General features: G+C 72.0%; 25 protein-coding genes. 17 read left to right on the forward strand and 8 right to left on the reverse strand.

The window, feature by feature from the left end; genetic code table 11:
- Positions 1 to 122: 122 nt before the first annotated feature.
- A complete protein-coding gene (locus tag ABZ464_RS48170; protein WP_359288584.1) occupies positions 123 to 983 on the forward strand; it encodes a thioesterase family protein in 861 nt (286 codons plus the stop codon).
- A gap of 4 nt (positions 984 to 987) precedes the next feature.
- Here ABZ464_RS48170 and ABZ464_RS48175 read toward each other — a convergent pair whose 3' ends face one another.
- Both ABZ464_RS48175 and ABZ464_RS48180 read right to left on the reverse strand, forming a co-directional pair.
- Positions 988 to 1,560: a TIGR03086 family metal-binding protein gene (locus tag ABZ464_RS48175; RefSeq protein ID WP_359288586.1), complete on the reverse strand. Its 573-nt coding sequence runs from the start codon at positions 1,558 to 1,560 to the stop codon at positions 988 to 990.
- Positions 1,561 to 1,655: 95 nt separating this feature from the next.
- Positions 1,656 to 2,243, reverse strand: a complete 588-nt coding sequence (locus tag ABZ464_RS48180) for a TIGR03086 family metal-binding protein (RefSeq protein WP_359288588.1) — start codon at positions 2,241 to 2,243, stop codon at positions 1,656 to 1,658.
- A 93-nt stretch (positions 2,244 to 2,336) separates the two neighbouring features.
- On the opposite strand from ABZ464_RS48180, the gene ABZ464_RS48185 reads away from it, so the two are divergent.
- On the forward strand, positions 2,337 to 3,344 hold the full coding sequence (locus ABZ464_RS48185) for a YafY family protein (RefSeq protein WP_359288590.1): 1,008 nt from the start codon (positions 2,337 to 2,339) through the stop codon (positions 3,342 to 3,344).
- 116 nt (positions 3,345 to 3,460) lie between these two features.
- Complete coding sequence (locus tag ABZ464_RS48190; RefSeq protein WP_359288592.1) at positions 3,461 to 3,835, forward strand: hypothetical protein; 375 nt, start codon at positions 3,461 to 3,463, stop codon at positions 3,833 to 3,835.
- Positions 3,836 to 3,899: 64 nt separating this feature from the next.
- On the opposite strand, the gene ABZ464_RS48195 is transcribed toward ABZ464_RS48190, so the two are convergent.
- A complete protein-coding gene (locus tag ABZ464_RS48195) occupies positions 3,900 to 4,526 on the reverse strand; it encodes a TetR family transcriptional regulator (RefSeq protein WP_359288594.1) in 627 nt (208 codons plus the stop codon).
- A gap of 158 nt (positions 4,527 to 4,684) precedes the next feature.
- Between ABZ464_RS48195 and ABZ464_RS48200 the strand changes: the two genes are divergently transcribed.
- The 4 genes from ABZ464_RS48200 (at position 4,685) to ABZ464_RS48215 (ending at position 7,742) form a co-directional block, all read left to right on the forward strand.
- Complete coding sequence (locus ABZ464_RS48200) at positions 4,685 to 4,849, forward strand: hypothetical protein (protein WP_359288596.1); 165 nt, start codon at positions 4,685 to 4,687, stop codon at positions 4,847 to 4,849.
- A gap of 30 nt (positions 4,850 to 4,879) precedes the next feature.
- Positions 4,880 to 5,158, forward strand: a complete 279-nt coding sequence (locus ABZ464_RS48205; RefSeq protein WP_359288598.1) for a DUF4190 domain-containing protein — start codon at positions 4,880 to 4,882, stop codon at positions 5,156 to 5,158.
- 69 nt (positions 5,159 to 5,227) lie between these two features.
- Positions 5,228 to 6,397 carry a cysteine desulfurase family protein gene (locus ABZ464_RS48210; protein ID WP_359288600.1) on the forward strand — a complete coding sequence of 390 codons (1,170 nt, stop codon included), beginning with the start codon at positions 5,228 to 5,230 and terminating at the stop codon, positions 6,395 to 6,397.
- A 166-nt stretch (positions 6,398 to 6,563) separates the two neighbouring features.
- Positions 6,564 to 7,742 carry a VCBS repeat-containing protein gene (locus tag ABZ464_RS48215; RefSeq protein ID WP_359288602.1) on the forward strand — a complete coding sequence of 393 codons (1,179 nt, stop codon included), beginning with the start codon at positions 6,564 to 6,566 and terminating at the stop codon, positions 7,740 to 7,742.
- Positions 7,743 to 7,846: 104 nt separating this feature from the next.
- Here ABZ464_RS48215 and ABZ464_RS48220 read toward each other — a convergent pair whose 3' ends face one another.
- A complete protein-coding gene (locus ABZ464_RS48220) occupies positions 7,847 to 9,427 on the reverse strand; it encodes a multicopper oxidase domain-containing protein (RefSeq protein WP_359288604.1) in 1,581 nt (526 codons plus the stop codon).
- Positions 9,428 to 9,652: 225 nt separating this feature from the next.
- The gene (locus tag ABZ464_RS48225; RefSeq protein ID WP_359288606.1) at positions 9,653 to 10,312 is read right to left on the reverse strand and encodes a peptidoglycan recognition family protein; all 660 of its coding nucleotides are present in this window, start codon (positions 10,310 to 10,312) and stop codon (positions 9,653 to 9,655) included.
- 82 nt (positions 10,313 to 10,394) lie between these two features.
- Between ABZ464_RS48225 and mnmA the strand changes: the two genes are divergently transcribed.
- On the forward strand, positions 10,395 to 11,525 hold the full coding sequence (gene mnmA, locus ABZ464_RS48230) for a tRNA 2-thiouridine(34) synthase MnmA (protein ID WP_359288608.1): 1,131 nt from the start codon (positions 10,395 to 10,397) through the stop codon (positions 11,523 to 11,525).
- A 42-nt stretch (positions 11,526 to 11,567) separates the two neighbouring features.
- On the opposite strand, the gene ABZ464_RS48235 is transcribed toward mnmA, so the two are convergent.
- Positions 11,568 to 12,347: an alpha/beta hydrolase gene (locus ABZ464_RS48235; RefSeq protein WP_359288610.1), complete on the reverse strand. Its 780-nt coding sequence runs from the start codon at positions 12,345 to 12,347 to the stop codon at positions 11,568 to 11,570.
- A 38-nt stretch (positions 12,348 to 12,385) separates the two neighbouring features.
- Positions 12,386 to 12,709, reverse strand: a complete 324-nt coding sequence (locus ABZ464_RS48240; protein ID WP_359288612.1) for a DUF427 domain-containing protein — start codon at positions 12,707 to 12,709, stop codon at positions 12,386 to 12,388.
- A gap of 50 nt (positions 12,710 to 12,759) precedes the next feature.
- Here ABZ464_RS48240 and ABZ464_RS48245 point away from each other — a divergent pair, with 50 nt between their 5' ends.
- The 5 genes from ABZ464_RS48245 to ABZ464_RS48265 all read left to right on the forward strand — a co-directional run bounded on the left by ABZ464_RS48245 (position 12,760) and on the right by ABZ464_RS48265 (position 20,146).
- Positions 12,760 to 13,299: a TIGR00730 family Rossman fold protein gene (locus tag ABZ464_RS48245; protein WP_359288614.1), complete on the forward strand. Its 540-nt coding sequence runs from the start codon at positions 12,760 to 12,762 to the stop codon at positions 13,297 to 13,299.
- Between the two features lie 7 nt (positions 13,300 to 13,306).
- Entirely contained in the window at positions 13,307 to 14,005 is a 699-nt protein-coding gene (locus tag ABZ464_RS48250) for an SDR family oxidoreductase (protein ID WP_359288616.1), read from the forward strand.
- A 20-nt stretch (positions 14,006 to 14,025) separates the two neighbouring features.
- A complete protein-coding gene (locus ABZ464_RS48255; RefSeq protein WP_359288618.1) occupies positions 14,026 to 15,042 on the forward strand; it encodes a methionine synthase in 1,017 nt (338 codons plus the stop codon).
- A gap of 15 nt (positions 15,043 to 15,057) precedes the next feature.
- Positions 15,058 to 17,262 carry an NAD-dependent DNA ligase LigA gene (gene ligA, locus ABZ464_RS48260; protein ID WP_359288620.1) on the forward strand — a complete coding sequence of 735 codons (2,205 nt, stop codon included), beginning with the start codon at positions 15,058 to 15,060 and terminating at the stop codon, positions 17,260 to 17,262.
- Between the two features lie 262 nt (positions 17,263 to 17,524).
- The gene (locus ABZ464_RS48265) at positions 17,525 to 20,146 is read left to right on the forward strand and encodes an EAL domain-containing protein (RefSeq protein WP_359288622.1); all 2,622 of its coding nucleotides are present in this window, start codon (positions 17,525 to 17,527) and stop codon (positions 20,144 to 20,146) included.
- A 220-nt stretch (positions 20,147 to 20,366) separates the two neighbouring features.
- Here ABZ464_RS48265 and ABZ464_RS48270 read toward each other — a convergent pair whose 3' ends face one another.
- Positions 20,367 to 20,957 carry a TetR/AcrR family transcriptional regulator gene (locus ABZ464_RS48270; RefSeq protein ID WP_359288624.1) on the reverse strand — a complete coding sequence of 197 codons (591 nt, stop codon included), beginning with the start codon at positions 20,955 to 20,957 and terminating at the stop codon, positions 20,367 to 20,369.
- Positions 20,958 to 21,094: 137 nt separating this feature from the next.
- Here ABZ464_RS48270 and ABZ464_RS48275 point away from each other — a divergent pair, with 137 nt between their 5' ends.
- From ABZ464_RS48275 to ABZ464_RS48290, 4 genes are all read left to right on the forward strand, one after another.
- A complete protein-coding gene (locus ABZ464_RS48275; RefSeq protein ID WP_359288626.1) occupies positions 21,095 to 21,466 on the forward strand; it encodes a DUF4267 domain-containing protein in 372 nt (123 codons plus the stop codon).
- Positions 21,467 to 21,498: 32 nt separating this feature from the next.
- On the forward strand, positions 21,499 to 21,624 hold the full coding sequence (locus ABZ464_RS48280) for a hypothetical protein (RefSeq protein ID WP_359288628.1): 126 nt from the start codon (positions 21,499 to 21,501) through the stop codon (positions 21,622 to 21,624).
- 30 nt (positions 21,625 to 21,654) lie between these two features.
- Complete coding sequence (locus ABZ464_RS48285; RefSeq protein WP_359288631.1) at positions 21,655 to 22,230, forward strand: IS607 family transposase; 576 nt, start codon at positions 21,655 to 21,657, stop codon at positions 22,228 to 22,230.
- On the forward strand, positions 22,223 to 23,324 hold a 1,102-nt coding region (locus tag ABZ464_RS48290), incomplete at its 3' end, for an IS200/IS605 family accessory protein TnpB-related protein (RefSeq protein ID WP_359288633.1). The genes ABZ464_RS48285 and ABZ464_RS48290, both read left to right, overlap by 8 nt.

The raw sequence follows: 23,324 nt of genomic DNA on the forward strand, positions 1-23,324 counted from the left end.
GAACCGGGGGCGACGGGTTTACGGGCGAGTACGGACACTTACCGAGAAATTGCCCGCTCCTCACCTGACCGGGAAAGAGTAAAAAGCTACTGCTTAGTAATTACCTGTTGTACGGTTCGGTCATGCCAGAAGCAGCTACCGCGGCGGCCGAGCGGGCCACCATCGGCGACAGCGAGTTCGACCGCGACACCGCGCTCACCCGGCGCGCCCCCGGCGTCTACGCCATCGACCTCTCCGCCGGCTGGACCATCATCAGCGCCGTCAACGGCGGCTATCTGCTCGCCGTCCTCGGCCGCGCCCTCGCGGACGCCCTCCCGCACCGCGACCCGTTCACCATCTCGGCCCACTACCTCACCGCCTCCCAGCCGGGCCCGGCGGTCGTCCGCACGGACGTGGTCCGCACCGGCCGCACCCTGTCGACCGGCCAGGCCTCGCTCCTGCAGTACGACGAGAACGGCGACGAGATCGAGCGGATCCGCGTCCTCGCCTCCTACGGCGACCTGGACTCCCTCCCGGAAGACGTCCGTACGACGGCGAAGCCTCCCGCGTTTCCACCGCTCGACCAGTGCTTCGGCCCCGAGGACGGACCGGCCCCCGTGGACGGCAGCTCCGCGATCACCGACCGCCTGATGCTCAAGCTCGACCCCTCCACCCTGGGCTGGGCCCTGGGCGCGCCCTCCGGAAAGGGCGAGATGCGGGCCTGGTTCGGCCTGAAGGACGGCCGCGACCCGGACCCGCTCTCCCTCCTCCTCGCCGTCGACGCCCTCCCGCCGACCGCCTTCGAGATCGGCCTGCGCGGCTGGGTCCCCACGGTCGAACTCACCGTCCACGTCCGCTGCCGCCCCGCCCCCGGCCCGCTGCGCGTCTCCATCACCACCCGCAACCTCGCGGGCGGCTTCCTGGAGGAGGACGCGGAGGTCTGGGACAGCGCCGACCGCCTGGTGGCCCAGTCCCGCCAGCTGGCCCGCGCCAGGCTCGGCTGACGATCTAGCCGAGCGGCTCCCGGCCCAGCCAGGCCGCCAGCCGGGTGTAGTCGTCGGCGCCCGCGGGCGCCGGGAGCGCGGGTTTGAACGGGCGGTCCTCGCGGGGGCCGTCGGGGAGGGCCTCGTGCGCCGCCGCCAGGGCGTACGCGGCCAGTTCCGGGTCGAGCGCCCTCGGCCGTCCCAGGCTCTCGGAGAGATCCCAGGTGTGCGCCACGATCTCCATGACATACGCGGAGAGGGCGTCCCGGCCCGGGATCTCACCCCATGGCACCCGCACCGGCTCCGCCATCCGCGCGTCGCCCGCCCAGGCCGCCAGCACCCGGGTCCGCATCTCGTCGTACGCCCCGGGCCAGCCGTCGTCCGGCACACCGTCCACGAACATCCGCACGTCGAGCCCGTCGCCCCGCTCCCCGCACACCGCGATCCGGTGCGTGCCGCCCACGATGTGACTGAGCAGGGTGCGGACGTCGTACTCGGTGCACGGCGTGGGGCCGGACAACTGCTCCGGCCGTACGGTCGCGATGAGCTCGGCCGCCTGGGCGGTGGCCCGGCGGTACAGCGGGCGGGGGTCGGTCATGGCGTGCGCCTTCTCTCTTTCGCGGAGGGGTGCTGCACGAAAGACTTCCCGCACCGGCCGCCCCCCGGTGACCTCCCGACCCGAACGGAGGAGCCTCAGACCCGGCCGAGCGGCTCCCGGCCCAGCCAGGCCGCCAGTCGGGTGTAGGCGTCCGCTCCCTCGGGGGCCGGGCGGGCCGAGCCGAAGGGGGTGCGGGCGTCGCGGTCCGGCTCGGGCAGGTTGCGGTGACCGGCCGCGAGGGCGAACTCCGCCAGTTCCGGGTCGAGTGCGAGAGGGTGGCCGAGGGACTCGGCGAGGTCCCAGGTGTGGGTCACGACCTCCATGACGAATCCGGAGAGGGCCGCGTGGCCGGGCACCTCGCCCCACGGCACCCGGACCGGCGCCGCCATCCGGTCCTCGCTCTCCCAGGCCTTGAGGACCCGGGTCCGCACCTCGTCGTAGGCCTCCGCCCAGCCGTCGTCCGCGACGCCCTCGATGAACGACGGTTCGGCGAGCCCGTCGCCGCCCTCGCCGATGATCGCGACCCGCCGGGTGCCGCCCACGATGTGGCTCAGCAGCGTCCGTACGTCGAACTCGGCACAGGGGGTCGGACCGTCGAGCTGCTCGGGCCGCACGGTCCGGACGAGCGCGGCGGCCTGCTCGATCGCGCGGTTGTAGACAGGGCGGGGGTCGGTGGTGCTCACAGGCGTGGCCTTTCCTCGGCGGAACGGGTACGGCCCGGATGCTGGACCAATAACCTGACACCTTCCGTCAACATTTTTTGGGATCCTGGTGCGGTGAAGTCCGACCGTCTCCTGTCGATCCTGCTGCTCCTGCAGACCCGCGGCCGGGTCCCCGCCCCCGAACTCGCCGAACGCCTCGAGGTGTCGGTGCGCACGATCTACCGGGACATCGAGGCCCTGTCCGCCTCCGGTGTCCCCGTCTACGCCGAACGCGGACGGCACGGCGGCATCGAGCTGCTCCCCGGCTTCCGTACGGACGTCACCGGCCTCACCGCCGACGAGTCCCGTGCCCTGTTCATCCTGGCCGCCCAGGGCGCGCACACCGCCCTCGGCCTGGACGCGGCCCTCGGCTCCGCGCTGCGCAAGGTCATGGCGGCGCTGCCCGCGCCGCACCGCCCCGCCGCCGAGGTGACCAGCCGCCGGATCCTGGTCGACGCCACCCGCTGGAAGGGCGGCCCCCAGCCGGCCGTCGACCTCGAAACCCTGCAGGACGCGGTCTTCGCCGACCGGCGACTGCGGCTGCGCTACCGCCACAGCGGCGACGCCGAGCCCACCACCCACACCGTCGACCCGTACGGGCTCGTGGCCAAGGCGGGCGTCTGGTACCTGGTCGCCGACCGGCGCGGAGAGCCCCGGCTGTTCCGCGCCGACCGGGTGCGCTCGGCGAAGGTGCTGGACGATCCCGTACGGCGGCGGCCGGGCGTCGAACTCGCCGACGCCTGGGAGGTGCTGCGCCGCCGGGTCGAGGAGCGCCCCGCCGGAGTCGACGTCACCGTCCGGGTCCGGCGCGACCGGCTCGACATGTTCCTGCGCCTGAACGCCCCGGCGCTCGTCGAACTCCCGGAGGAGGAGGGCGGTGAGGGTGCGTGGGTGACCGCCCGGCTGTCGTACCCGTCCCTTCCCGCGGCCCGTCAACTCCTCGCGTTCACCGACCGGGTGGAGGTCCTCTCCCCGCCGGAGGTACGCGAGGAACTGCGTGCGGCGGCGGCTTCTGTCACGGAGCTGTACCAGCGTACTGACGGGTCAGCAGCGACGAACCACCAGGTCAGCGCGTTTTCTTGAGGTGCGTTTTACCTCATTGACAGGCAGCGGACAGAGCGGGCCCAAGGAAGCCTCAGCCGCCGTTGGTTGAGTGCCCGCATCTCAGGACTCCCTCATCGTGCTTGGAGCTGTCTCTCATGAAGCGTGTGCGTCTCGTCCCGGCGGTGGCCCTGTTGGCGCTCTCGCCCCTCGCCCTGGTCGCCTGCGGTTCCGGCGACTCCTCGTCCTCCAGCGGCAGCTCCGGCCAGAGCCAGAACTGCCAGGCGCCGTCCGGCATGCCGACCGGTGCCGCGCCGAGCGGCGCTCCCTCCGGCGCCCCGTCCGGCGCGGCCTCCGGCCAGCCGACGGGCGCCCCGACCGGCACGCCCACCGGCGTCCCCTCCGGCATGCCGAGCGGCGCGCCCGGCGGTGGTCAGGGCGGCCCCGGCGGCGGTCAGGGCGGCGGCTGCGGCGGCCCCGGCGGCGGCCAGCAGGGCGGCGGTCAGGGGCAGCAGGCCCAGCAGCAGGGCTGACGTACGACAGCGACAGCGGCGGCGCACCCGGGAACGGGCGCGCCGCCTTTGTGCGCCCCGGGGCTCAGTCGAGCCAGTGGTGGCGGCCGATGCCGATGAGCCGCATCTGACGGGCCGCGCGCAGGGCGACGCGCTCCCGTTCCTCCGGCGCCGCCTCCAGGGCCTCCAGGAAGAGCGAGGCCGTGATGAGCATCTGGTCGACGTACAGGTGCGACAGCATCAGCAGGTCGTCGTCGCTCCAGCCCCGCGCCTCGGGGTCCTTGGCCAGCTCGTCCCGCACCTCCTCGACGAACCGGCCCAGTTGCTCCTGGATCGCCTGGCGCACCGGCTGGACTCCGCCGTGCCGTTCCCGGGCGATGAAACGGACATGCGCGGGGTACGCGGTCACATGGCTCTCTATCAACTCCACGGCCCGGGTGATGCGCTCGTCGCTCGACTCCGCGCCCGCCACGGTCCGGCGGATCATCGGGTGGAGGCTGCCCAGCGCCTCCTCGACCAGGGCCACGCCGAGATCCGCGGTGGAGCGGAAGTGCCGGTAGAAGGCGGTCGGGGCGACCCCGACGGCGCGGGTGACCTCGCGCAGGCCCAGGCTGCTCAGGCTCTGCTCCTCCAAGAGCCCGAGCGCGGCGTCCAGGAGCGCCTGCCGGGTCTTCTGCTTCTGGGCCTGCCGGATGCCGAGGGTGTGACTCATGTCATCCAGTTAACAACTGTTCTCCGGAATTGGAAAGCCGCGGGACACGCTAGACTCAAAGTCAGTGAACAACTGTAACCACAACTGTTCACCCAGATGTTCACCCAGTCGTTCACCCGGCTGTTCCATCCAGTCTTCCCGGAGGGGGATCCGATCCCGTGCTGTTCCTCGTAGCCGCCCTGCTGCTGCTCGGTGTCGTCATGGGCACCGTGGCCCACGCGCCGCTCGACCTCTCGCTCGCCATCGCCGCCGTGATCGTCGTCTGGCTCGGCGTCTTCGCGCTGCGCGAGCGTCACGCCCGCCGTCGCGCCTCCACCCGCTGACCGGCACCGTCCGACAGGAGCTGAACCGACATGCACCTCACCGCACCGGCCACAGGCCGCGCCACCCGCACCACCGGCGTCCGCGACACCGACGGCATGGCCGTGGCGTCCTTCATCCTCGGTCTGCTGGGCCTGCTGGTCCTGAACCTCTTCCTCGGCCCCATCGCCATCGTCCTCGCCTCACTGGCGCTGATCCGCGGCACCTCCCGCCGCGGCCGGGCCTGGCTGGGCCTCGCTCTCGGCGTCGGCGACCTGCTGATCCTGCTGGCGTTCATGCAGGCGGACGCGTCGGTGTCCTGGGGCTTCTAGGGCCGGCCGTACCCTCGGCCGACCTTGACACGAGGTCCGTCCACGGCGCCCCGTAGAATCGTGGCCACCATGGCATACCTCGACCACGCCGCGACCACCCCGATGCTCCCGGAGGCGGTCGAGGCACTCAGCGCGCACCTGAGCATCACCGGCAATGCCTCCTCCCTCCACGCATCCGGCCGACGGGCGAGACGGACGGTCGAGGAGGCCCGCGAGACCCTCGCGGAGGCGCTCGGCGCCCGCCCCAGCGAGGTCGTCCTCACCTCCGGCGGCACCGAGGCCGACAACCTCGCCGTCAAGGGGCTGTACTGGTCACGCCATGACGCCGACCCGGCCCGCACCCGGGTGCTGGCCAGCCCCGTCGAGCACCACGCGGTCCTCGACGCCGTGCACTGGCTCGGCGAGCACGAGGGCGCCCGGATCGAGTACCTCCCCGTCGACGCGTACGGCCGGGTCCACCCCGACGCCCTGCGCGAGGCCCTCGCCCGCGACCCCGACGACGTCGCCCTCGTCACCGTCATGTGGGCGAACAACGAGATCGGCACGGTCATGCCGGTCCGCGAACTCGCCGACGTGGCAGCCGAGTTCGGTGTCCCGCTGCACGCGGACGCGGTCCAGGCCTTCGGTCAGGTCCCGGTCGACTTCGCCGCCTCCGGCCTCGCCGCGATGACCGTCTCCGGTCACAAGATCGGCGGCCCGTACGGCATCGGCGCCCTGCTCCTCGGCCGCGAGTACACCCCCGTCCCCGTCCTGCACGGCGGCGGCCAGGAGCGGCATGTGCGCTCCGGCACCCTCGACGTCCCCGCGGTCGCCTCCTTCGCCGTCGCCGGCCGGCTCGCCGCCGAACAGCGCGAGTGGTTCGCCCGTGAGATCGGCGCCCTGCGCGACTCCCTGGTCGCCGCGGTCCGTACGGCCGTCCCGGACGCGATCCTCGGCGGCGACCCGGCGCCGGGCGGCCGGCTTCCGGCCAACGCGCACTTCACCTTCCCGGGCTGCGAGGGCGACTCCCTGCTCCTGCTGCTCGACGCCCAGGGCATCGAGTGCTCCACCGGCTCCGCCTGCACGGCCGGCGTCGCCCAGCCCAGCCATGTCCTGCTCGCCACCGGCACCGACCCCGACCTGGCCCGCGGCACCCTGCGCTTCTCCCTCGGGCACACCAGCACCGAGGCCGATGTGGAGGCGCTCGCCAAGGTCATCGGACCGGTGGTGGAACGGGCCCGGGCGGCGGGGCTGACGTAACGCCGCCAGGGCCGCCCCGGCGGCGTTTAGTGTCGACACTCGGCGTGAATCTGGGCGGCGGCTGGCGGTCACCTGTCAATATGGCCATCAGGTGTCGACAGTGGGCGACTATTCGGCTACCTTCCGGTGCAGGTTCCCCCCGCTGCTGTCGACAGAAGGCCGCCCCATGACCGTCGAGTCATCGCACGAACGCCGCGTCACCCCGCGTCGATCCCCGCTCGCCGTGGCCGCACTGCTCCTCGTGGGCGCCCTGCCCGTGGCCCCGGCGGCCGCCGCCGTCGACGCCGCAAGCGCGAACTCCGCCTGCGCGGGCGCTCTCTCGTACGACCTGCTCGACACCTCCGGGACGGCCGCCGCGCAGACCCGGCACGTCGTCACCGCCGACCTGGACGGCGACGGCATCCAGGACGTGGTCGGCACCAACCTCGACGCGGACTCGGTGACCGTGCTGCTCGGCGCCGGTGACGGGTCCTTCGCCGAGGGCACCACCTACCCCGTCGGCACCCGCCCGTACCAGACCGTGGTCGGCGACTTCGACGGCGACGGACACCTCGACCTCGCGACCACCGACTTCGGCGGCGCCCAGGTCAGCGTGCTCCTGAACACCGGTGACGGAACCTTCGGCACCGCCTCGGCGATCGACGTCGGCGCCTCCCCGCGGGCCCTGGCCACCGGAGACCTCGACGGCGACGGCCGGCCCGATCTCGTGGTCGCCGAGCAGGGGCCGAGCACGGTGCGTGTGCTGCTCGGCCGGGGCGACGGCACGTTCGAGGACCGCGGGCAGACCGCCACCGGCAGCCAGCCGCACGGAGTGGTCGTCGGCGACTTCGACGGCGACGGCGCGGCGGACGTGGCCACCGCGAGCGTGGGGAGCGCCGGGGTGAGCGTGCTGCTCGGCGACGGCACGGGAGCGCTCGGCGCCGCGACCTCGTACGCCGCCACCTCCCGCCTCTACTCCCTCGCCGAGGGCGACTTCGACGGGAACGGCACCCTCGACCTGGCCACCGTGAGCAACGGGGCCAACTCCCTGGACGTACTGCTGGGCGACGGCGACGGCACCTTCGGTACGGCCACCACCTACACCACCTCCGGACTGCCGGTCGCGGTGGGCGCCGCCGACCTCGACGGCGACGGTGTCACGGACGTCATGGTCTCCTCCCTGAAGGGCAATTCCGTCGCCCTCTTCCAGGGCGGGGCGAGCGGCCGGCTCACGGCGCTCGCCGACCTGTCCGCTTCCGGCGCCTACGACGCCACGGCGGCCGACCTGGACGGCGACGGCGTCCGCGACCTCGTGGTGGCGAACAGCGGTGCCGGACAGGTCGACGTCTTCAAAGGAACCTGCTAGCCACCGCCACCACCATGAACCTGGCCCAGGTGCGCTGGGTCAGGGGCTGCCGCCGGCACTTCCACTGCCGGCGGCAGCCTGCTTGAGGGGCAGGGCCGAAGGGTCTAGCTCTCCGTGACCATGAGGGCCGCCATCATGCCCTCGTCCTCGTGCTGGAGCAGATGGCAGTGGAGCATGTACATGTACGTGTCGTCGGTGAAGTCGGTGAACTTCATCGCGATCTTGATGGAGCCGCCGCCGACCACCTCATAGGTGTCGTACCAGCCGAGGTTGACCCCGGTGGGCTCCTCGCCGTTGATCTCGATCAGCTGGAACGGCACGTCGTGCAGATGGAAGGAGTGCTCCAGCTGCGTGCTGTTCTTGATCGTCCAGACCTCCTCGGCGTCCAGCGTGGTGCTGATCATCGCCATCGAGGACATGCTGGTGCCGGCCGAGCCGTTGATCAGCATGGTCGCGCCGCTCTGGCCGAGGGTGATCGTCCGCGCGGTGAAGTCGCTCGTGTCGTACCGGGTGATCGTGTTGAGCGCGCTCGGCAGGTCGTCGGGCGTGTCCGAGGCCTCCGGGGTCACGGTGAGGAAGTCGTACGTGCCGCTTCCGCCGCGGATCCAGCCGGTCGTGACCACGGCCTGGAGCGTGACGGCGTCCTCCAGGTCGAGCACGAACTCGGCACGGGCGCCGGCCACCAGGCGGATCGTGGTCACCTCGGCGGCCTCGGTGAGGTACCCCTGGTCGGTGGCGATCTGGGTGAGGGTCCCGCCGTCGCTGCGCTGGACGGTCATGATGTCGGCGGGGGAGGCGTTCAGGACGCGGAAGCGGGTGCGCGTCTTGGTGGCGGTGAAGCCGAGGGTGGTCGAGTCGACGTTGGTGCCGTTGACCAGCACCGGGAAGGTGGTGGTGGAGCTGCGGTACCCGGTGGCCTCGTACTTGATGTCGCCGCTGGTGTCGACGGCCAGGCACTGCAGGATGATCGGGATGTCGTCGACGCCGTACTCGCTCGGCAGCGCGGCCGAGACGTCCGAGTCGTCCTCGACGATGATCATGCCGGCCAGACCGTGGACGACCTGCTCGGCCGTGGTGCCGAGGGCGTGCGGGTGGTACCAGAGGGTCTTGGCCTCGTCGAGGACCTCGAAGGTGGGCGACCAGGTCTCGCCGTCGGCGAAGGCGTTCTGCGGGCCGCCGTCCATCTTGGGCGGGATGTGGGCGCCGTGGAAGTGGACGGTGGTGTCGTCGCCCAGGTCGTTGGTGATGTTCAGCAGGACCGTGTCGCCCTTGGTCCACTTCATGGTGGGGCCGAGGTACGAGCCGTTGTAGCCGGCGGTGGTGCTGGTGACGCCGCTGATCACCTCGCTGGTGCCGGTCTGCGCGGTCAGGGTGTAGGTGGTGGCGCCGTCGGTGGTGGTGGTCTCCAGCAGGTCCGGGATGTTCAGGGTGCCGGTGGCTTCCGTGGCCGCGGAAGCCTTGTTGCTGTTGCCGCCGGTCAGCAGCGAGAAGCCGATGCCCGCCGCGCCGACCGCGCCGAAGCCGACGCCCGCCATCCCGCTGAGGAACTTCCGCCGGTGCAGGCCCTTGCCGCCCCGGCCCCTCGTCTCCTTCGTGTGCTCGCCCTTGGCGGCCCGGCCGCTCCTCGCGTGGGCACCCGTGCTCTGCTCGCCCGCTCCGGAAGCGGGGTCTGTGGTGTGGGTCATGGCCGTGGAGCTTTGGGCTAAGGCCTATGTGAAGACTGAGCCCAAGTTAGGAGTCAGCTCTGTTCGCTGTGCAGCCTTAATAATGCTTTTGGATCTTCAATTCCCCTGAAAAAAAGCCAAGTTGGCGTGCCGCAGGTCAGGATCGCGGTGCGGGACACATCGGACGGGCGGCGCTCACGAATCGTTCACGATTCTGAGAACATGTGAGCTGCGTCACGCCAGAGGTCAGGTGGACGCGGTTCGCGCCGTTTTGACGAGCTTCAGGTACCGGTCCCAGTCCCAGTGCTCACCGGGGTCGGTGTGGTCCGTCCCCGGCACCTCGACATGCCCGATGATGTGCTCCCGGTCGACGGGGATTCCGTACCGCTCGCAGACCCGGGCGGTCAGCCGCGCGGACGCCTCGTACATCGCGTCGGTGAAGTCCTTCGGCCGGTCCACGAACCCCTCGTGCTCGATGCCGACACTGCGCTCGTTGTACGACCGGTTGCCCGCGTGGTAGGCCACGTCCAGCTCACGGATCATCTGGGTGACGCTGCCGTCCTGGCCGACGATGTAGTGCGCCGCCGCCCGGTGCCCCGGGTCCTCGAACGCCTGCACCGCGCTGGCGAGATCACCCTGCGTGACATGGATGACCACCATGTCGACGCCGTAGTCGTCCGGCCGGTCCGCCCAGCGGAAGTTCGCCTCCGAGGCCGCCACCCAGCGCGCGCCCCCGAAATCCACCGCGCCCTCCACCCGCGCCCTGCGCACCCCCGGCAGCCGCCAGTACAGATGCGCCAGCTCCTCGCGCGCCAGCACCGCCGAACCCACTGCGGCCACCGCACCGCCGATCAGCAGCGCCCGCCGCCCGATCCGCCGGTCGGCGTCCGTCCCTCTCGCCTCCATTGCGCGCCCTTTCTCGCCCTTCGTGATCGTCAACGGATACTCGCGGGCCCCGGTTCCCCGCGCCCCGTACCCTGGAAGGGTTATGACTGAGACCTCGCAGCGCCCCCGCCCCCTCCGCGTACTCGCCGCCATGTCCGGCGGGGTCGACTCCGCCGTCGCCGCCGCCCGCGCCGCGGAAGCCGGCCACGACGTCACCGGCGTCCATCTCGCGCTCTCCGCGAACCCGCAGTCCTTCCGCACGGGCGCGCGCGGCTGCTGCACCATCGAGGACTCCCGCGACGCCCGCCGCGCCGCCGACGTGATCGGCATCCCGTTCTACGTCTGGGACCTCGCCGACCGCTTCCGCGAGGACGTCGTCGAGGACTTCGTCGCCGAGTACGAGGCCGGCCGCACCCCCAACCCCTGCCTGCGCTGCAACGAGAAGATCAAGTTCGCGGCGCTCCTCGACAAGGCCCTGGCCCTCGGCTTCGACGCGGTCTGCACGGGCCACTACGCGAAGGTGATCGTGCGCGAGGACGGCAGCCGCGAGCTGCACCGCGCCTCCGACATGGCGAAGGACCAGTCGTACGTCCTCGGCGTCCTGGACGAGAAGCAGCTCGCCCACGCGCTCTTCCCCCTCGGCGACACCCTCACCACCAAGGACGAGATCCGCGCGGAGGCCGAGCGCAGGGGCCTCGCGGTCGCCAAGAAGCCCGACTCCCACGACATCTGCTTCATCGCCGACGGCGACACCCAGGGCTTCCTCGCGGGCCGCCTCGGCCGGGCCGAGGGCGACATCGTCGACGAGGCGGGAGCGAAGATCGGCACCCACGAGGGCGCGTACGGCTTCACCATCGGCCAGCGCAAGGGCCTGCGCATCGGCACCCCGGCCCCCGACGGCAAGCCGCGCTACGTCCTCGACATCTCCCCGGTGAACAACACCGTGACGGTCGGCCCGGCCGCCTCCCTCGACGTGAGCGCGCTCACGGCGATCAGGCCGCGCTGGTGCGGAGCGGCCCCCACCGCCCCCGGCACCTACACCGCCCAGCTGCGCGCCCACGGCGGCGAGACCGAGGTGACGGCGGAGCCCGTGGACGGCGAGCTGCGGGTGACGTTCACCGAGCCGGTCCGCGGCGTGGCCCCCGGCCAGGCGATCGTCCTGTACGACGGCACGCGCGTGGTGGGCTCGGCGACGATCGCCTCGACGGTCCGGGCGACGGCCGAGGTGGCCTGACCCTCCCGGTCGCGCCTCTACTGACTGCAGGAAATCGCGCCGCTATTGGCTGAAGAACTCCGCCAGCACGGGCGCGAGGACGTTCGGATCGACCATGTGGGTCTGGTCCTCCAGGAGGCGGTACGTCCCCTGCGGCGCCGCCTCCGCCACCGCGCGCGTGGCTTCACGCATCCAGGCGGGGCTGTCCCCGCCCGCCACCGCGAGCACCGGTACACCGACGCCGGCCAGCAGCTCCCGTGGGACCCGGCCACCGGCCATCACCGCGTCGTCGTAGGCGAGGGTCGGCGCGATCGCCTCCATACCGGCCCACATGGGCGACTGGCGGGCCCGCTGGATCATCTCCTCGGCCAGCCCCGTCAGCCGCAGGAACAGCTCCACGGCATCCCCCTGCCGCCCCTGCGCCAGCGCCTCGGTCAGCCGCGCGGTGTACTCGGCGCGGCCCCGCACCGCCTCCTCGTCGTCCGCGTACGGCGTCTCGTAGACGGCCACCCGCCGCACCGGCAGCCCGCTCGCCGCCGCCCGCAGCACCAGCGCCCCGCCCGAGGAGATGCCGTACAGCGAGGCCTCGCCGCCCGCCACCTCGATCAGCGCGGCCAGGTCCTCCACCTCGCGTTCCACCGCGAACGGCGCCGTGTCACCGCTCCCGCCGCGGCCCCGCCGGTCGTACCGGAGGACCGTGCAGCGGCGGGCGAGCAGCCCGCCCAGGGGCGCCACGGTGCCGCCCGTGGACATCGCCCCGCTCACCAGGATGACCGCGGGACCCTGTCCGGCCCGGGCGTACGCGAGTTCGGTGCCGTCGCGCGAAATGGTCTTCTTGTCCATGTCAGAGCAGACTGCCGCACGGCACGGCGGTCATCGGCCTACGACACTTCGACTTCGTAGAAGCAGAGGTGGTTCCCGATCGCGGCGACATCGGGCTTGGGGTCGGGATACGACCACACGAGGTCGGGGGCGTCGGGCAGCGACCAGTAGGACGCGGTGCCCTTGAAGGGACAGTAGGTGCGGGTGTCGGACGGGGTCAGCAGGTCCATGCGGACGTCCGCCACGGGGATGTAGTACCGCACCGGGCAGCCGGTCTCCCGCAGCACGAGGGGCCGGTCGGTCTCGGCCAGTACGTGGCTACCGTGGACGACCCTGATGTGGTCGGTGCCCTGCTCGATGGTGATCGTGTGTCCTTCGGTCATACCGGAAAAGCGCTCGCGGGCCCCCCGTTCTTCCCGCGTACGGTGACGGCATGCGTATTTGTGTCTTCCTCTCCGCCGCCGATCTCGACGACCGTTACACGCGACCCGCGCGCGAGTTCGCGGAACTGCTCGGCAAGGGCGGGCACACCCTCGTGTGGGGTGGCTCCGACTCGGGCCTGATGAAGGTCGTCGCCGACGGGGTGCAGGAGAGCGGCGGGCGGCTGTGCGGGGTGTCGGTGACCTTCCTCGCCGCCAAGGCCCGGCCGGGCGCAGACGAGATGGTGATCGCGAAGGACCTGGCCGAGCGCAAGAAGCTGCTGCTGGAGAAGGCCGACGCCGTGGTGGTGATGGTCGGCGGGACGGGCACCCTCGACGAGGCCACCGAGATCCTGGAGCTGAAGAAGCACGGCCACACCGACAAGCCGGTCGTGCTGCTGAACACCGCCGGCTTCTACGACGGACTCAAGACACAGTTCCGGCGCATGGACGACGAGGGATTCCTGCCGCGCCCGCTGACCGACCTGGTGTTCTTCGCGGAGGAGCCGGTGGGGGCGCTCGCCTACCTGGAGGCGAGTACGGGCGCGCAGTGATGCGAGCATGGCGGGCATGGCTACCCATGTGATCACCGGAGCGGGCTCCGGCATCGGCGCGGCCGTCGCCCGCCGTCTGCACGCGCGCGGGGACGACCTCGTGCTCCACGCGCGCGACGCGGGCCGCGCGAAGGAACTCGCGGCCGAGTTCCCCGGCGCCCGCACCCTCGTCGGCGACCTCGCCGACCCCGACCGGCTGAGCTGGGCCTTCTCCCACCAGTCGCTCCCGGACCGGGTCGACTCCCTGCTGCACATCGCCGGAGTGGTCGACCTGGGCCCGGTCGGCGAGCTGACCCCCAAGGCCTGGCGCCACCAGCTCGACGTCAACCTCATCGCCCCCGCCGAGCTGACCCGCCACTTCCTGCCCCAACTGCGGGCCACGCGCGGGCACGTGCTGTTCGTGAACTCCGGCGCCGGTCTGAGGGCGAGCGCCGACTGGTCCGCGTACGCCGCCTCCAAGCACGGCCTCAAGGCCCTCGCCGACGCCCTTCGGGGCGAGGAGCACGGCAACGGCGTCCGCGTCACCTCCGTCTACCCCGGCCGCACCGCCAGCCCCATGCAGGCCAAGGTGCACCAGCAGGAGGGCAAGGAGTACGACCCCGCCGACTGGATCGACCCCGAGTCGGTGGCCACGACGATCCTGATGGCGCTCGACCTGCCGAGGGACGCCGAGGTCAACGACCTGACGGTACGGCCGGGCCGCTGACCTTCCGTAGGCTTCGCCACGTGAACGCAACTTCGCCCTACGGCCCCGCCACCGGCGTCGGCTCGCTCCCCGGCGGCGACGCCCGGGAGGCGGCCAAGACCGCCACCGGCTCCTTCGAGGACTTCCCCTTCCTGCCCGAACTCCCGGCCCGCGGCCCCGGCGCGGACATGATCGGCCGGACGGCGGGGATGCTCGTCGAGCTGTACGCGCGCGTGGAGCCCAGCGGCTGGCGGCTCGGCGACCACCCGGGCCGGGACACCAAGCGGGCCCGCTCCTGGCTCGGCGAGGACCTCGACGCCCTCGAGGAGTTCACCCAGGACTACGAGGGCCCGCTCAAGGTCCAGGCCGTCGGCCCCTGGACGCTCGCAGCCGCCCTGGAACTGAGGAACGGCGAGGCCGCCCTCTCCGACGCCGGCGCCTGCCGCGACCTGGCCGCCTCGCTGGCCGAGGGCCTGCGACTGCACCTCGCCGAGGTCCAGCGGCGCATTCCCGGCGCACGGCTCGTCCTCCAGCTCGACGAACCCTCCCTCACCTCCGTCCTGACCGGCCGGGTGCGGACCGCCAGCGGCTACCGCACCCACCGCGCCGTCGACCGCCAGCTCGTGGAGGCCACGCTCCGGGACGTGGCCGGGGTACACGGGAGCGGGGCGCACGGGGGCGGTCCCGTGGTGGTCCACTCCTGTGCCCCGGACGTGCCCTTCGCCCTGCTGCGCCGGGCCGGGGTCGCCGGGATCTCCTTCGACTTCTCGCTGCTCACCGAGCGTGACGAAGAGGCGATCGGGGAAGCGGTGGAGGGCGGCACCCGGCTGTTCGCCGGTGTCGTGCCCGGCACGGACGCCGCATTGTCAGACCCTGCCGGTAGCGTCATGGGTGTACGGACGCTGTGGCGCAGGCTGGGGCTGCAACCGGGGCTACTCACGGAGGCGGTCACGCTCACACCGGCCTGCGGACTCGCGGGAGCCTCTCCCGCGTACGCCCGACGGGCCCTCGCCCACTGCGTCCGGGCGGCGAGATCCCTCGCGGACAACCCAGAGTAACGGGAGGACCACACGGTGGCCGGCGACAAGCAAGCGGAGACGACGGTGCCCGCCGAGGCACGGGAGCAGCACGCGCAGCTCGCTGAGCAGATCGAGGAGCACCGCTTCCGCTACTACGTGAAGGACGCTCCCGTCATCAGCGACGCGGAGTTCGACCGCCTGCTGCGCGCCCTGGAGGCGCTGGAGCAGGAGTATCCCGAGCTGCGCACGCCTGACTCGCCGACCCAGAAGGTCGCGGGGGCGTACGAGACCGATTTCACGGCCGTCCAGCACCGCGAGCGCATGCTCTCCCTGGACAACGCCTTCGACGACCTGGAGCTGGCCGCCTGGGCCGAGCGCGTCCACAAGGACGTCGGCGCCTCCGCGTACCACTTCCTGTGCGAGCTCAAGGTCGACGGCCTCGCCGTCAACCTGACGTATGAGAACGGCCGCCTCACGCGCGCGGCGACCCGCGGCGACGGCCGCACCGGCGAGGACATCACGCCCAACGTGCGCACCATCGCCGAGATCCCCGACCGGCTGGCGGGCGACGGGGTGCCCACGCTCGTGGAGATCCGCGGCGAGGTCTACTTCCCGATGGAGCAGTTCGAGGAGCTCAACGCCCGGCTGGTCGCGGCCGGCGACAAGCCCTTCGCCAACCCGCGCAACGCGGCGGCCGGTTCACTGCGCCAGAAGGACCCGCGGGTCACCGCCACCCGCCCGCTGCACATGGTGGTCCACGGCATCGGCGCCCTGGAGGGCTACGAGGGCATGGGCCGCCTCTCCGAGGCCTACGACCTCCTCAAGGGCTGGGGCCTGCCCACCTCCACGCACAACCGGGTCGTCGGCGACCTGAACGGCGTACGGCAGTTCATCGCGTACTACGGCGAGAACCGCCACTCCGTGGAGCACGAGATCGACGGGGTCGTCGTCAAACTCGACGAGATCCGGCTCCAGGGCCGGCTCGGCTCCACGGCCCGCGCCCCGCGCTGGGCCATCGCGTACAAGTACGCGCCGGAGGAGGTCAACACCAAGCTCGTCAACATCCGCGTGGGCGTGGGCCGTACGGGCCGGGTGACGCCGTACGCGCAGGTCGAGCCGGTGACGGTGGCGGGCTCAGAGGTCGAGTTCGCGACCCTGCACAACCAGGAGGTCGTGAAGGCCAAGGGCGTCCTCATCGGCGACACCGTGGTGCTGCGCAAGGCCGGTGACGTCATCCCCGAGATCCTCGGCCCGGTCGCCGACCTCAGGGACGGCACCGAGCGGGAGTTCGTGATGCCGGCCGAGTGCCCGGAGTGCGGTACGCCGCTCAGGCCGATGAAGGAGGGCGACATCGATCTGCGCTGCCCCAACGCCCGCACCTGCCCGGCCCAGTTGCGCGAGCGGCTGTTCTACCTCGCGGGCCGCAAGGCGCTCGACATCGAGCAGTTCGGGTACGTGGCGGCGGCCGCCCTCACCAAGCCGCTGGAGCCCGCCGACCCGCCGCTTCTCGACGAGGGCGACCTCTTCGACCTCACCATCGAGCAACTGCTGCCCATCAAGGCGTACGTCCTCGACCAGGACAGCGGGCTGCCCAAGCGCGACCCGAAGACCGGCGAGGAGAAGATCGCCACCGTCTTCGCCAACCAGCAGGGCGAGGCCCGGAAGAACGCGCTGGCGATGCTGGAGAACATCGCCGCCGCCAAGGACCGCCCCCTCGCCCGGGTCCTCACCGGGCTGTCGATCCGTCATGTGGGCCCGGTCGCGGCCGAGGCGCTCGCGCGCGAGTTCCGCTCCATCGACCGCATCGAGCAGGCGAGCGAGGCGGAACTGGCCGCCACCGACGGCGTGGGCTCGATCATCGCGGCCTCGCTCAAGGAGTGGTTCGCCGAGGACTGGCACCAGGAGATCATCCGCAAGTGGAAGGCCGCCGGTGTACGGATGGAGGAGGAGGGCTCCGGCGAGGACGAAGGCCCCCGTCCCCTCGAAGGCCTGACGGTCGTCGTGACCGGCACGCTCGAACACTTCACCCGCGACGGCGCCAAGGACGCGCTGCAGAGCCGGGGCGCGAAGGTCACCGGTTCGGTGTCCAAGAAGACCTCGTTCGTCGTCGTGGGCGACAGCCCGGGGTCCAAGTACGACAAGGCGATGCAGCTCAAGGTGCCCGTGCTGAACGAGGACGGCTTCACCGTCCTGCTCGAACAGGGCCCGGACGCGGCCGCCGAAGTCGCCCTTCCGGCGGAGGAGTCGACCGGGGAGTAGTCCGGACCGGCGGTTGAAGGCCACCCGATCGGCGCATACCAGATGCATACGGGTGGCCGGGGCGCATTCGGGCAACCGTCGACGACCGCTGCCCGTGGAAGCCTTCTGCGGCCTACTGTTGAGGCGTGCGCCTGCCGTGCCCAGCTGCGGTCGGGGCATCTCTCCGCTCCTGAAGGGCGGGGAGAAGGGCTTTCCAACGCGGCGCCGTTGTCGGGCAGCGGGCCGCGTGGCGTGGGCACCGCCGGTTGTGAGAGGGACGGGAATGGAACCGACCGAGAGCGCCGCCCCGGACTCCCGGCTGCGCCGGCTCCGGGACGCCGGCGTCAGGTGGGGGAGCCGCTGGGTGGGGCGGTCCGGGCGACATCCGGGCGCGGAGGCACACCCCCCGCGCACCACCCCCGACCTCCGCGCCCCCACGGAACGTCCCGCCGGGCCCGCCGCCGGGCTGCCCGCGGAACCTTCCGCCGGGCCCGCCGCGGGGTTGCCCACGAGACTTCCCACCGGGCCCGCCTCCGGGTTCCCCGCGGCACCACCGGCCGGATCCGCCTCCGGGTTCCCCGCGGCACCACCGGCCGGATCCGCCTCCGGGCTGTCCGCTGCACCACCGGCCGGGCCCGCCGCCGGGCTGTCCGCTGCACCACCGGCCGGGCCCGCCGCCGGTCCGCCCAGGCCCTCCGCCCCGGCCCGGCCCCCGGCGCCGCCCGGTGCGTCCGGCCTGATCGGCACCTCGGGCCGGTCCGGGGCCTCCGCGCTTCCCGGGGCCTCCGTCTTCTCCGCGGCCTCCGTGCTGCCCGGCACCTCGGCGCTGTCCGCGAGTTCGGGGCTGCCCGGCGCCGAACCCGACCGCCAGCTGTCCTGGCCCGCGCTGCCCGCCGCGGTCGTCGGCGCGGCCGCCTTCGCCCTCGGCGCCGGCTTCTATCGCGCCTTCACCGACAACCACGCCCTCTTCCCCTCCGGCACGGCCGGCTGGTCGCTGGCCCTGCTGACCGGTGTCATCGTCGGCCACCTGGTCATGCTCGGCCGCGCCCGCTGGTGGGGCGGCACCGGCTCCGGCGCCGCCCTCACCCTCGCCGTCCTGCTGCTGTACGGCTGGGTACCGGCCGGCCTGGTCAGCCTCACCGTCGTCGTCCTGGTCGGCATAGCCAGGCGCCACCGCTGGCGGCAGGGCGTCCTGCACGGCGCGGTGGACATCCTCGGCATCGGCGCGGGCGCCCTGCTGCTGGCCGCGTGCGGACGGGTGCCGTCCGTCGAACACCCCTGGTACCCGGACGGCTGGACCGTCTACACCGGCCCCCAGGTGGCGCTGGTGGCCGTCGCCTATCTCTCCGTCACCCGCGTCCTGCTCTGGTACCTGCACGCCCCGCGCTCCGGCGGACTGCCCACGGTCGCCCGCACCGCCCTGGTCCGGCAGGGCCTGGTCGCGGTGGCGCTGCTCGGCATCGCCCCGCTGGTCTGCGTGGTCGCCATTGCCAAACCGATCCTGCTGCCCCTGTTCGCGATCCCGCTCGTCGCCCTCGACTCCACGCTCTGGATGGCCCGGGCGCGCGCCGAGGAGCAGTTGCGCGACCCGCTGACCGGGCTGCCCAACCGGCAGTGGCTGCTGGAACGCATCTGGACCGCCCTGGACGACGCCGAGCGCATCGGCGCCCGGTCCGCACTGATGCTGATCGACCTCGACCGCTTCCGTTCCGTCAACGACACCCTCGGGCATCTCGCCGGCGACCGGCTCCTCCTCCAGATAGCCGAACGGCTGCGGTTGGCCCTGCCGCGCGGGGCGGAGGTCGCCCGGCTGGGCGGGGACGAGTTCGCCGTCTTACTCCCCGTCGCCGACTCCACGACCTCCGCGACCCGGGTCGCCCGCGCACTGGTCTCCGCCCTCAGCTCGCCGCTCGACCTCGACGGACTCACCCTCGTCCTGGAGGCCAGCGCGGGCGTCGCCGTCTTCCCCGACCACGCCCTCGACGCGGAGGGCATGCTGCGGCGGGCCGACGTGGCGATGTACCAGGCCAAGCGGGACCGTACGGGCGTCGAGGTGTACGAGTCCAAGCGGGACTCCAACACCCCCGACCGGCTCGGGCTGCTGGGCGATCTGCGGCGGGCGCTGGACGCGCACGAGGTGCAGTTGCACTACCAGCCGAAGGTCCGCTTCGACGGGCAGGTGGCGGGGCTCGAGGCGTTGGTGCGGTGGGTGCATCCGGAGCGGGGGAAGGTGCCGCCGGACGAGTTCATAGCGATCGCCGAGTCGTCCGGGCTGATGCCGCATCTCACGGAGTACGTGCTGGAGACGGCGCTCGGACAGGTCGCCCGGTGGCGGGCGCAGGGGCTGTTCGTGCCGGTCGCGGTGAACGTCTCGCCGCGCGACGTCCACACGCCCGGGTTCGCCGGGTCCGTCGCGGCGCGGCTCGCCCGGCACGGAGTGCCCGCGGGAGCGCTCCAACTGGAGATAACCGAGCATGTGCTGCTGGAGGATCCGCAGCGGGCGGCGGACACGCTGAACGGGCTGACCGGGCACGGCGTGAAGATGTCCCTGGACGACTTCGGGACGGGGTACTCCTCGCTGGTGCATCTACGGCGGCTTCCCGTGAGCGAGCTGAAGATCGACCGTTCCTTCGTGGCGCGGCTGGCGGTGGACACCGAGGACGCGGAGATCGTGCGGTGCACGGTCGATCTCGCGCATTCCCTGGGGCTGCTGGTGGTCGCGGAGGGCGTCGAGGACGACGAGACGTGGGAACGGCTGCGGGATCTGGGCTGTGACGCGGTGCAGGGGTGGCTGGTGGCTGCCGCTATGCCGCCCGAGGAGACGACGGCGTGGCTGCGGGCGCGGGGGTCGCGGGGGTGGCAGCGGCCGGCGGCCGCGCTCCCGGCTGCCGCCACCGACGACTAGCCCATCCGCCCACCCGTGCAGGCCGACTGGAGGGCGTGGCGTTTCCCGCGGGGGCGTCCGTCCGTCGGCGGCCGCCGGTCACGACATTTCCCACCCGCCCGTGCAGGCCGACTCGGGGGGCGGGCGTTTCCCGTGGGGCGCACCCGCCGTCGGCGGCCTCCTCCCGGCCGCTCCGCGCACCGGCCTTCCGCAGGCGGCTTAGGCCCGCCTGTGCGACCCCTCAGGCGACCCTCGCCGCGAAGTGGCCGGTCAGCAGTTGCAGGCGGGCGGTGTGGGCGTGTTCCGGTAGGCGGCCGCTGCGGGTCAGGGTGATCAGGCCGTGCAGGCCTGCCCAGTACGTCTCCGTCAGGATGCCGGGGTCGTCGCCGGCGGCCGCGATCGGCTCGACGGCCGCCGACAGCTCGCCGTAGGCCGCCCACAGCGGGGCCGGGGCATCCAGGGTGGCGAACGGCAGGTCCACGGCGTGGGTGAACATCGCGTCGTACAGAGCCGGCCGCCGCCGCGCGAACGCCGTGTACGCCTCACTCACCGCCGCCAGCGCGGCCCGCGCACCCGCCCCCTCCGCCGCCTGCCGCGCCGCCCTCAGCTCCGTCGCCATCTCAGCGAAGCCCTCCAGAGCGACCGCCGCCATGATCGCGTCCTTGCCCTTGAAGTGGCTGTAGAGGACCGGCTGGCTGTACTCGATCTCGGCCGCCAGCCGGCGCGTCGTCACCGCGTCCCAGCCCTCGGTCTCCGCCAGTTCGCGCGCGGCCGTGACGATCAGCCGCTCGCGCTCCGCTCGTTCGCGCTCTCGGCGCGTCTGGATCGACATGCCAGGAATTCTAGCAGCGCTAGTCAATCTGTCGATGCTCTGATAGCTTCGCTCTTGCCGCTAGCGCTGCTAGCGACGCGCAACAGCCACAGCAACCGCCACAGCAACAGCCCAGCCACCAGTCAATGGGAGATGACGTGACCGTCACCGCGTACACCCTGGCCGTCGTACTCGACCTGTTCTGCGTGTTCCTCGGCTACCGGTTCCTGTTCCAGCCGGGCCCGGCCGCCACCGGCTACGGCGTCCCCGCCCGCCCCGAGGGGGACGCCGGGGCCTACCTCTCGATCAAGGGCGTGCGGGACGGCACCCTCGGCCTCGTGGGCCTGGTCCTGCTCGCCTTCGTCGGTGCCCGTGCCGAGGCCTGGTTCATGGTCGCCGTGGCCGTCGTGCCGCTGTGCGACACGCTGATAGTGCTGCGCAACGGTGGAACGAGGGCCGTCGCCTTCGGGATCCACTTCGCCACCGCCGTGATCGTCCTGGTCAGCGCCGGACTGCTGTTCGCCGTCTGAGCGGTTCCACACCATCCACAGGGGGTTCGAAGATGTCGCTGTTCGTGCCGGAGTTCGACGAGACCGTGATCGTCCGGGACGCCGGGGCCGAGGTGATCGGCGGGGCGCCCGTGGGGGTCTTCACCTGCTGGTCCGCGAAGTCGGATAAGTGGGCGTAACCATGCATGAGTGAGTGTCGTTGTCAGGGTGTGAATCTGACGGAATGGGCGAAGACGCAGGGCGTGCATCCGCAGACCGCGTATCGCTGGTTCCATGAGGGGACGTTGCCCGTACCGGCTCGGCGGGTCGGGCCACGCACGATCCTGGTGAACATCGACGCGAACACCAGGTCCGAGGCCATCGGTGGTCTGGGCTTGTATGCCCGCGTCTCCTCGCACGATCAGAAGGCCGATCTGCAACGCCAGGTCGCTCGGCTGTCGGCGTGGGCGGTGAAGGCCGGTCACCGAGTCGTTCGTGTTGAGGCGGAGATCGCTTCCGGGATGAACGGCTGCCGTTCCAGGGCCCGGCGTCTGCTGGCCGACCCGCACGTGACCTGCGTGGTGGTGGAGCACAAGGACCGGCTGGGCCGGATGAACGTCGAGCTTGTCGAGGCCGCCCTGTCCGCGACGGGCCGTTGTCTGCTGGTGCTGGACGACGGGGAGGTCGAAGACGATCTGGTGCGGGACATGGTGGAGGTGCTGACCTCGTTCTGCGCCCGCCTGTACGGGCGCAGGTCGGCGAAGAACCGAGCCCGCAAGGCACTGGAAGCCGCCGAACATGGCTGACCTCCGCCCGGTCGCCGCACCGTTCGTCGCCCTCGGCCCGACCGGTGTGGCGGTACGTACCCGGCTGAAGGACCTCACGCCCGGGGATGAGAAGGTTCTGCGCTTGGTGGGGGCGCACCTGGGCTCGCTTGCCTCGAAGGACCTCAAAGCGCGTTGCACGGACGGCCTGGAGCACTCCACCGAGTCATGGGCGGGCCGTAAGAGGGACCTTACGGCCGAGTCGTCGTCCAGGTGGGCCGGGTCGATCACGAAGGCCACGCATGACCAGTGGGCGCTCGCCCGGCGCGGCCAGGCCGCACACGTGCGGTCCCTCGAAGCCGGTATCACGACGATCCGGCACCGGCTGTCGCTGCCAGTCGGCCAGAAAGGCACCAGGCGGGCTCCGGGCGGCTACCGCTGCGCCCACGAGTGGTTCAACAAGACGCGACGGCTGCATGTGCTGGAGGACCGGCTCAAAAAGGTCCGGGCCGACTTCGAAGCGGGCCGGGTGCATGTCGTGCGTGGCGGCAAACGTCTGCTCGGCACCCGCCACCACCTCGGCACGGCGCAGCTCACCGAGGCCCAGTGGCGTAACCAATGGGAAGCCGGGCGCTGGTTTTTGAAAGCGGACGGAGAGTCGGGGAAAAGGTTCGGCAACGAGACGATCCGCATCACGCCCCAAGGTGAAGTGTCGATCAAACTCCCGACCCCGCTCGCCGGCCTGTCCAACGCCAGGCATGGCCGGTACGTCCTCGCCGCGCAGGTGCGGTTCCCTTACCGGGGACAGGAATGGGCCGACCGCGTGGAGGCCAACCGGGCCGTGGCCTACCGCATCCACCACGACACGGAGCGCGGGCGCTGGCACATGGACGCCTCCTGGCAGATCCCACCCACCAAGACCATCCCGCTCGATGCCGCCCTCGCCGATGGCGTGATCGGCGTGGACACCAACGCCGACCACCTCGCCGCATGGCGCCTCGACATCCATGGCAACCCGATCGGCCATCCCCGCCGCTTCTGCTACGACCTGTCCGGTACCCGGGATCACCGCGACGCCCAGGTACGGCACGCCCTCACACGGCTGCTGAACTGGGCCAAGACCTGCGGCGTCAAGG

The organism is Streptomyces sp. NPDC005820 (assembly GCF_040630255.1).
Taxonomy (GTDB): domain Bacteria; phylum Actinomycetota; class Actinomycetes; order Streptomycetales; family Streptomycetaceae; genus Streptomyces.

Bases quoted from the DNA above. Each gene is read 5' to 3' on its own strand.
- ABZ464_RS48170 (WP_359288584.1), top strand. From the start codon at position 123: ATGCCAGAAGCAGCTACCGCGGCGGCCGAGCGGGCCACCATCGGCGAC.
- ABZ464_RS48175 (WP_359288586.1), bottom strand. From the start codon at position 1,560: ATGACCGACCCCCGCCCGCTGTACCGCCGGGCCACCGCCCAGGCGGCC.
- ABZ464_RS48190 (WP_359288592.1), top strand. From the start codon at position 3,461: ATGAAGCGTGTGCGTCTCGTCCCGGCGGTGGCCCTGTTGGCGCTCTCG.
- ABZ464_RS48195 (WP_359288594.1), bottom strand. From the start codon at position 4,526: ATGAGTCACACCCTCGGCATCCGGCAGGCCCAGAAGCAGAAGACCCGG.
- ABZ464_RS48205 (WP_359288598.1), top strand. From the start codon at position 4,880: ATGCACCTCACCGCACCGGCCACAGGCCGCGCCACCCGCACCACCGGC.
- ABZ464_RS48210 (WP_359288600.1), top strand. From the start codon at position 5,228: ATGGCATACCTCGACCACGCCGCGACCACCCCGATGCTCCCGGAGGCG.
- ABZ464_RS48215 (WP_359288602.1), top strand. From the start codon at position 6,564: ATGACCGTCGAGTCATCGCACGAACGCCGCGTCACCCCGCGTCGATCC.
- ABZ464_RS48220 (WP_359288604.1), bottom strand. From the start codon at position 9,427: ATGACCCACACCACAGACCCCGCTTCCGGAGCGGGCGAGCAGAGCACG.
- ABZ464_RS48225 (WP_359288606.1), bottom strand. From the start codon at position 10,312: ATGGAGGCGAGAGGGACGGACGCCGACCGGCGGATCGGGCGGCGGGCG.
- mnmA (WP_359288608.1), top strand. From the start codon at position 10,395: ATGACTGAGACCTCGCAGCGCCCCCGCCCCCTCCGCGTACTCGCCGCC.
- ABZ464_RS48235 (WP_359288610.1), bottom strand. From the start codon at position 12,347: ATGGACAAGAAGACCATTTCGCGCGACGGCACCGAACTCGCGTACGCC.
- ABZ464_RS48240 (WP_359288612.1), bottom strand. From the start codon at position 12,709: ATGACCGAAGGACACACGATCACCATCGAGCAGGGCACCGACCACATC.
- ABZ464_RS48245 (WP_359288614.1), top strand. From the start codon at position 12,760: ATGCGTATTTGTGTCTTCCTCTCCGCCGCCGATCTCGACGACCGTTAC.
- ABZ464_RS48250 (WP_359288616.1), top strand. From the start codon at position 13,307: ATGGCGGGCATGGCTACCCATGTGATCACCGGAGCGGGCTCCGGCATC.
- ABZ464_RS48265 (WP_359288622.1), top strand. From the start codon at position 17,525: ATGGAACCGACCGAGAGCGCCGCCCCGGACTCCCGGCTGCGCCGGCTC.
- ABZ464_RS48270 (WP_359288624.1), bottom strand. From the start codon at position 20,957: ATGTCGATCCAGACGCGCCGAGAGCGCGAACGAGCGGAGCGCGAGCGG.
- ABZ464_RS48280 (WP_359288628.1), top strand. From the start codon at position 21,499: ATGTCGCTGTTCGTGCCGGAGTTCGACGAGACCGTGATCGTCCGGGAC.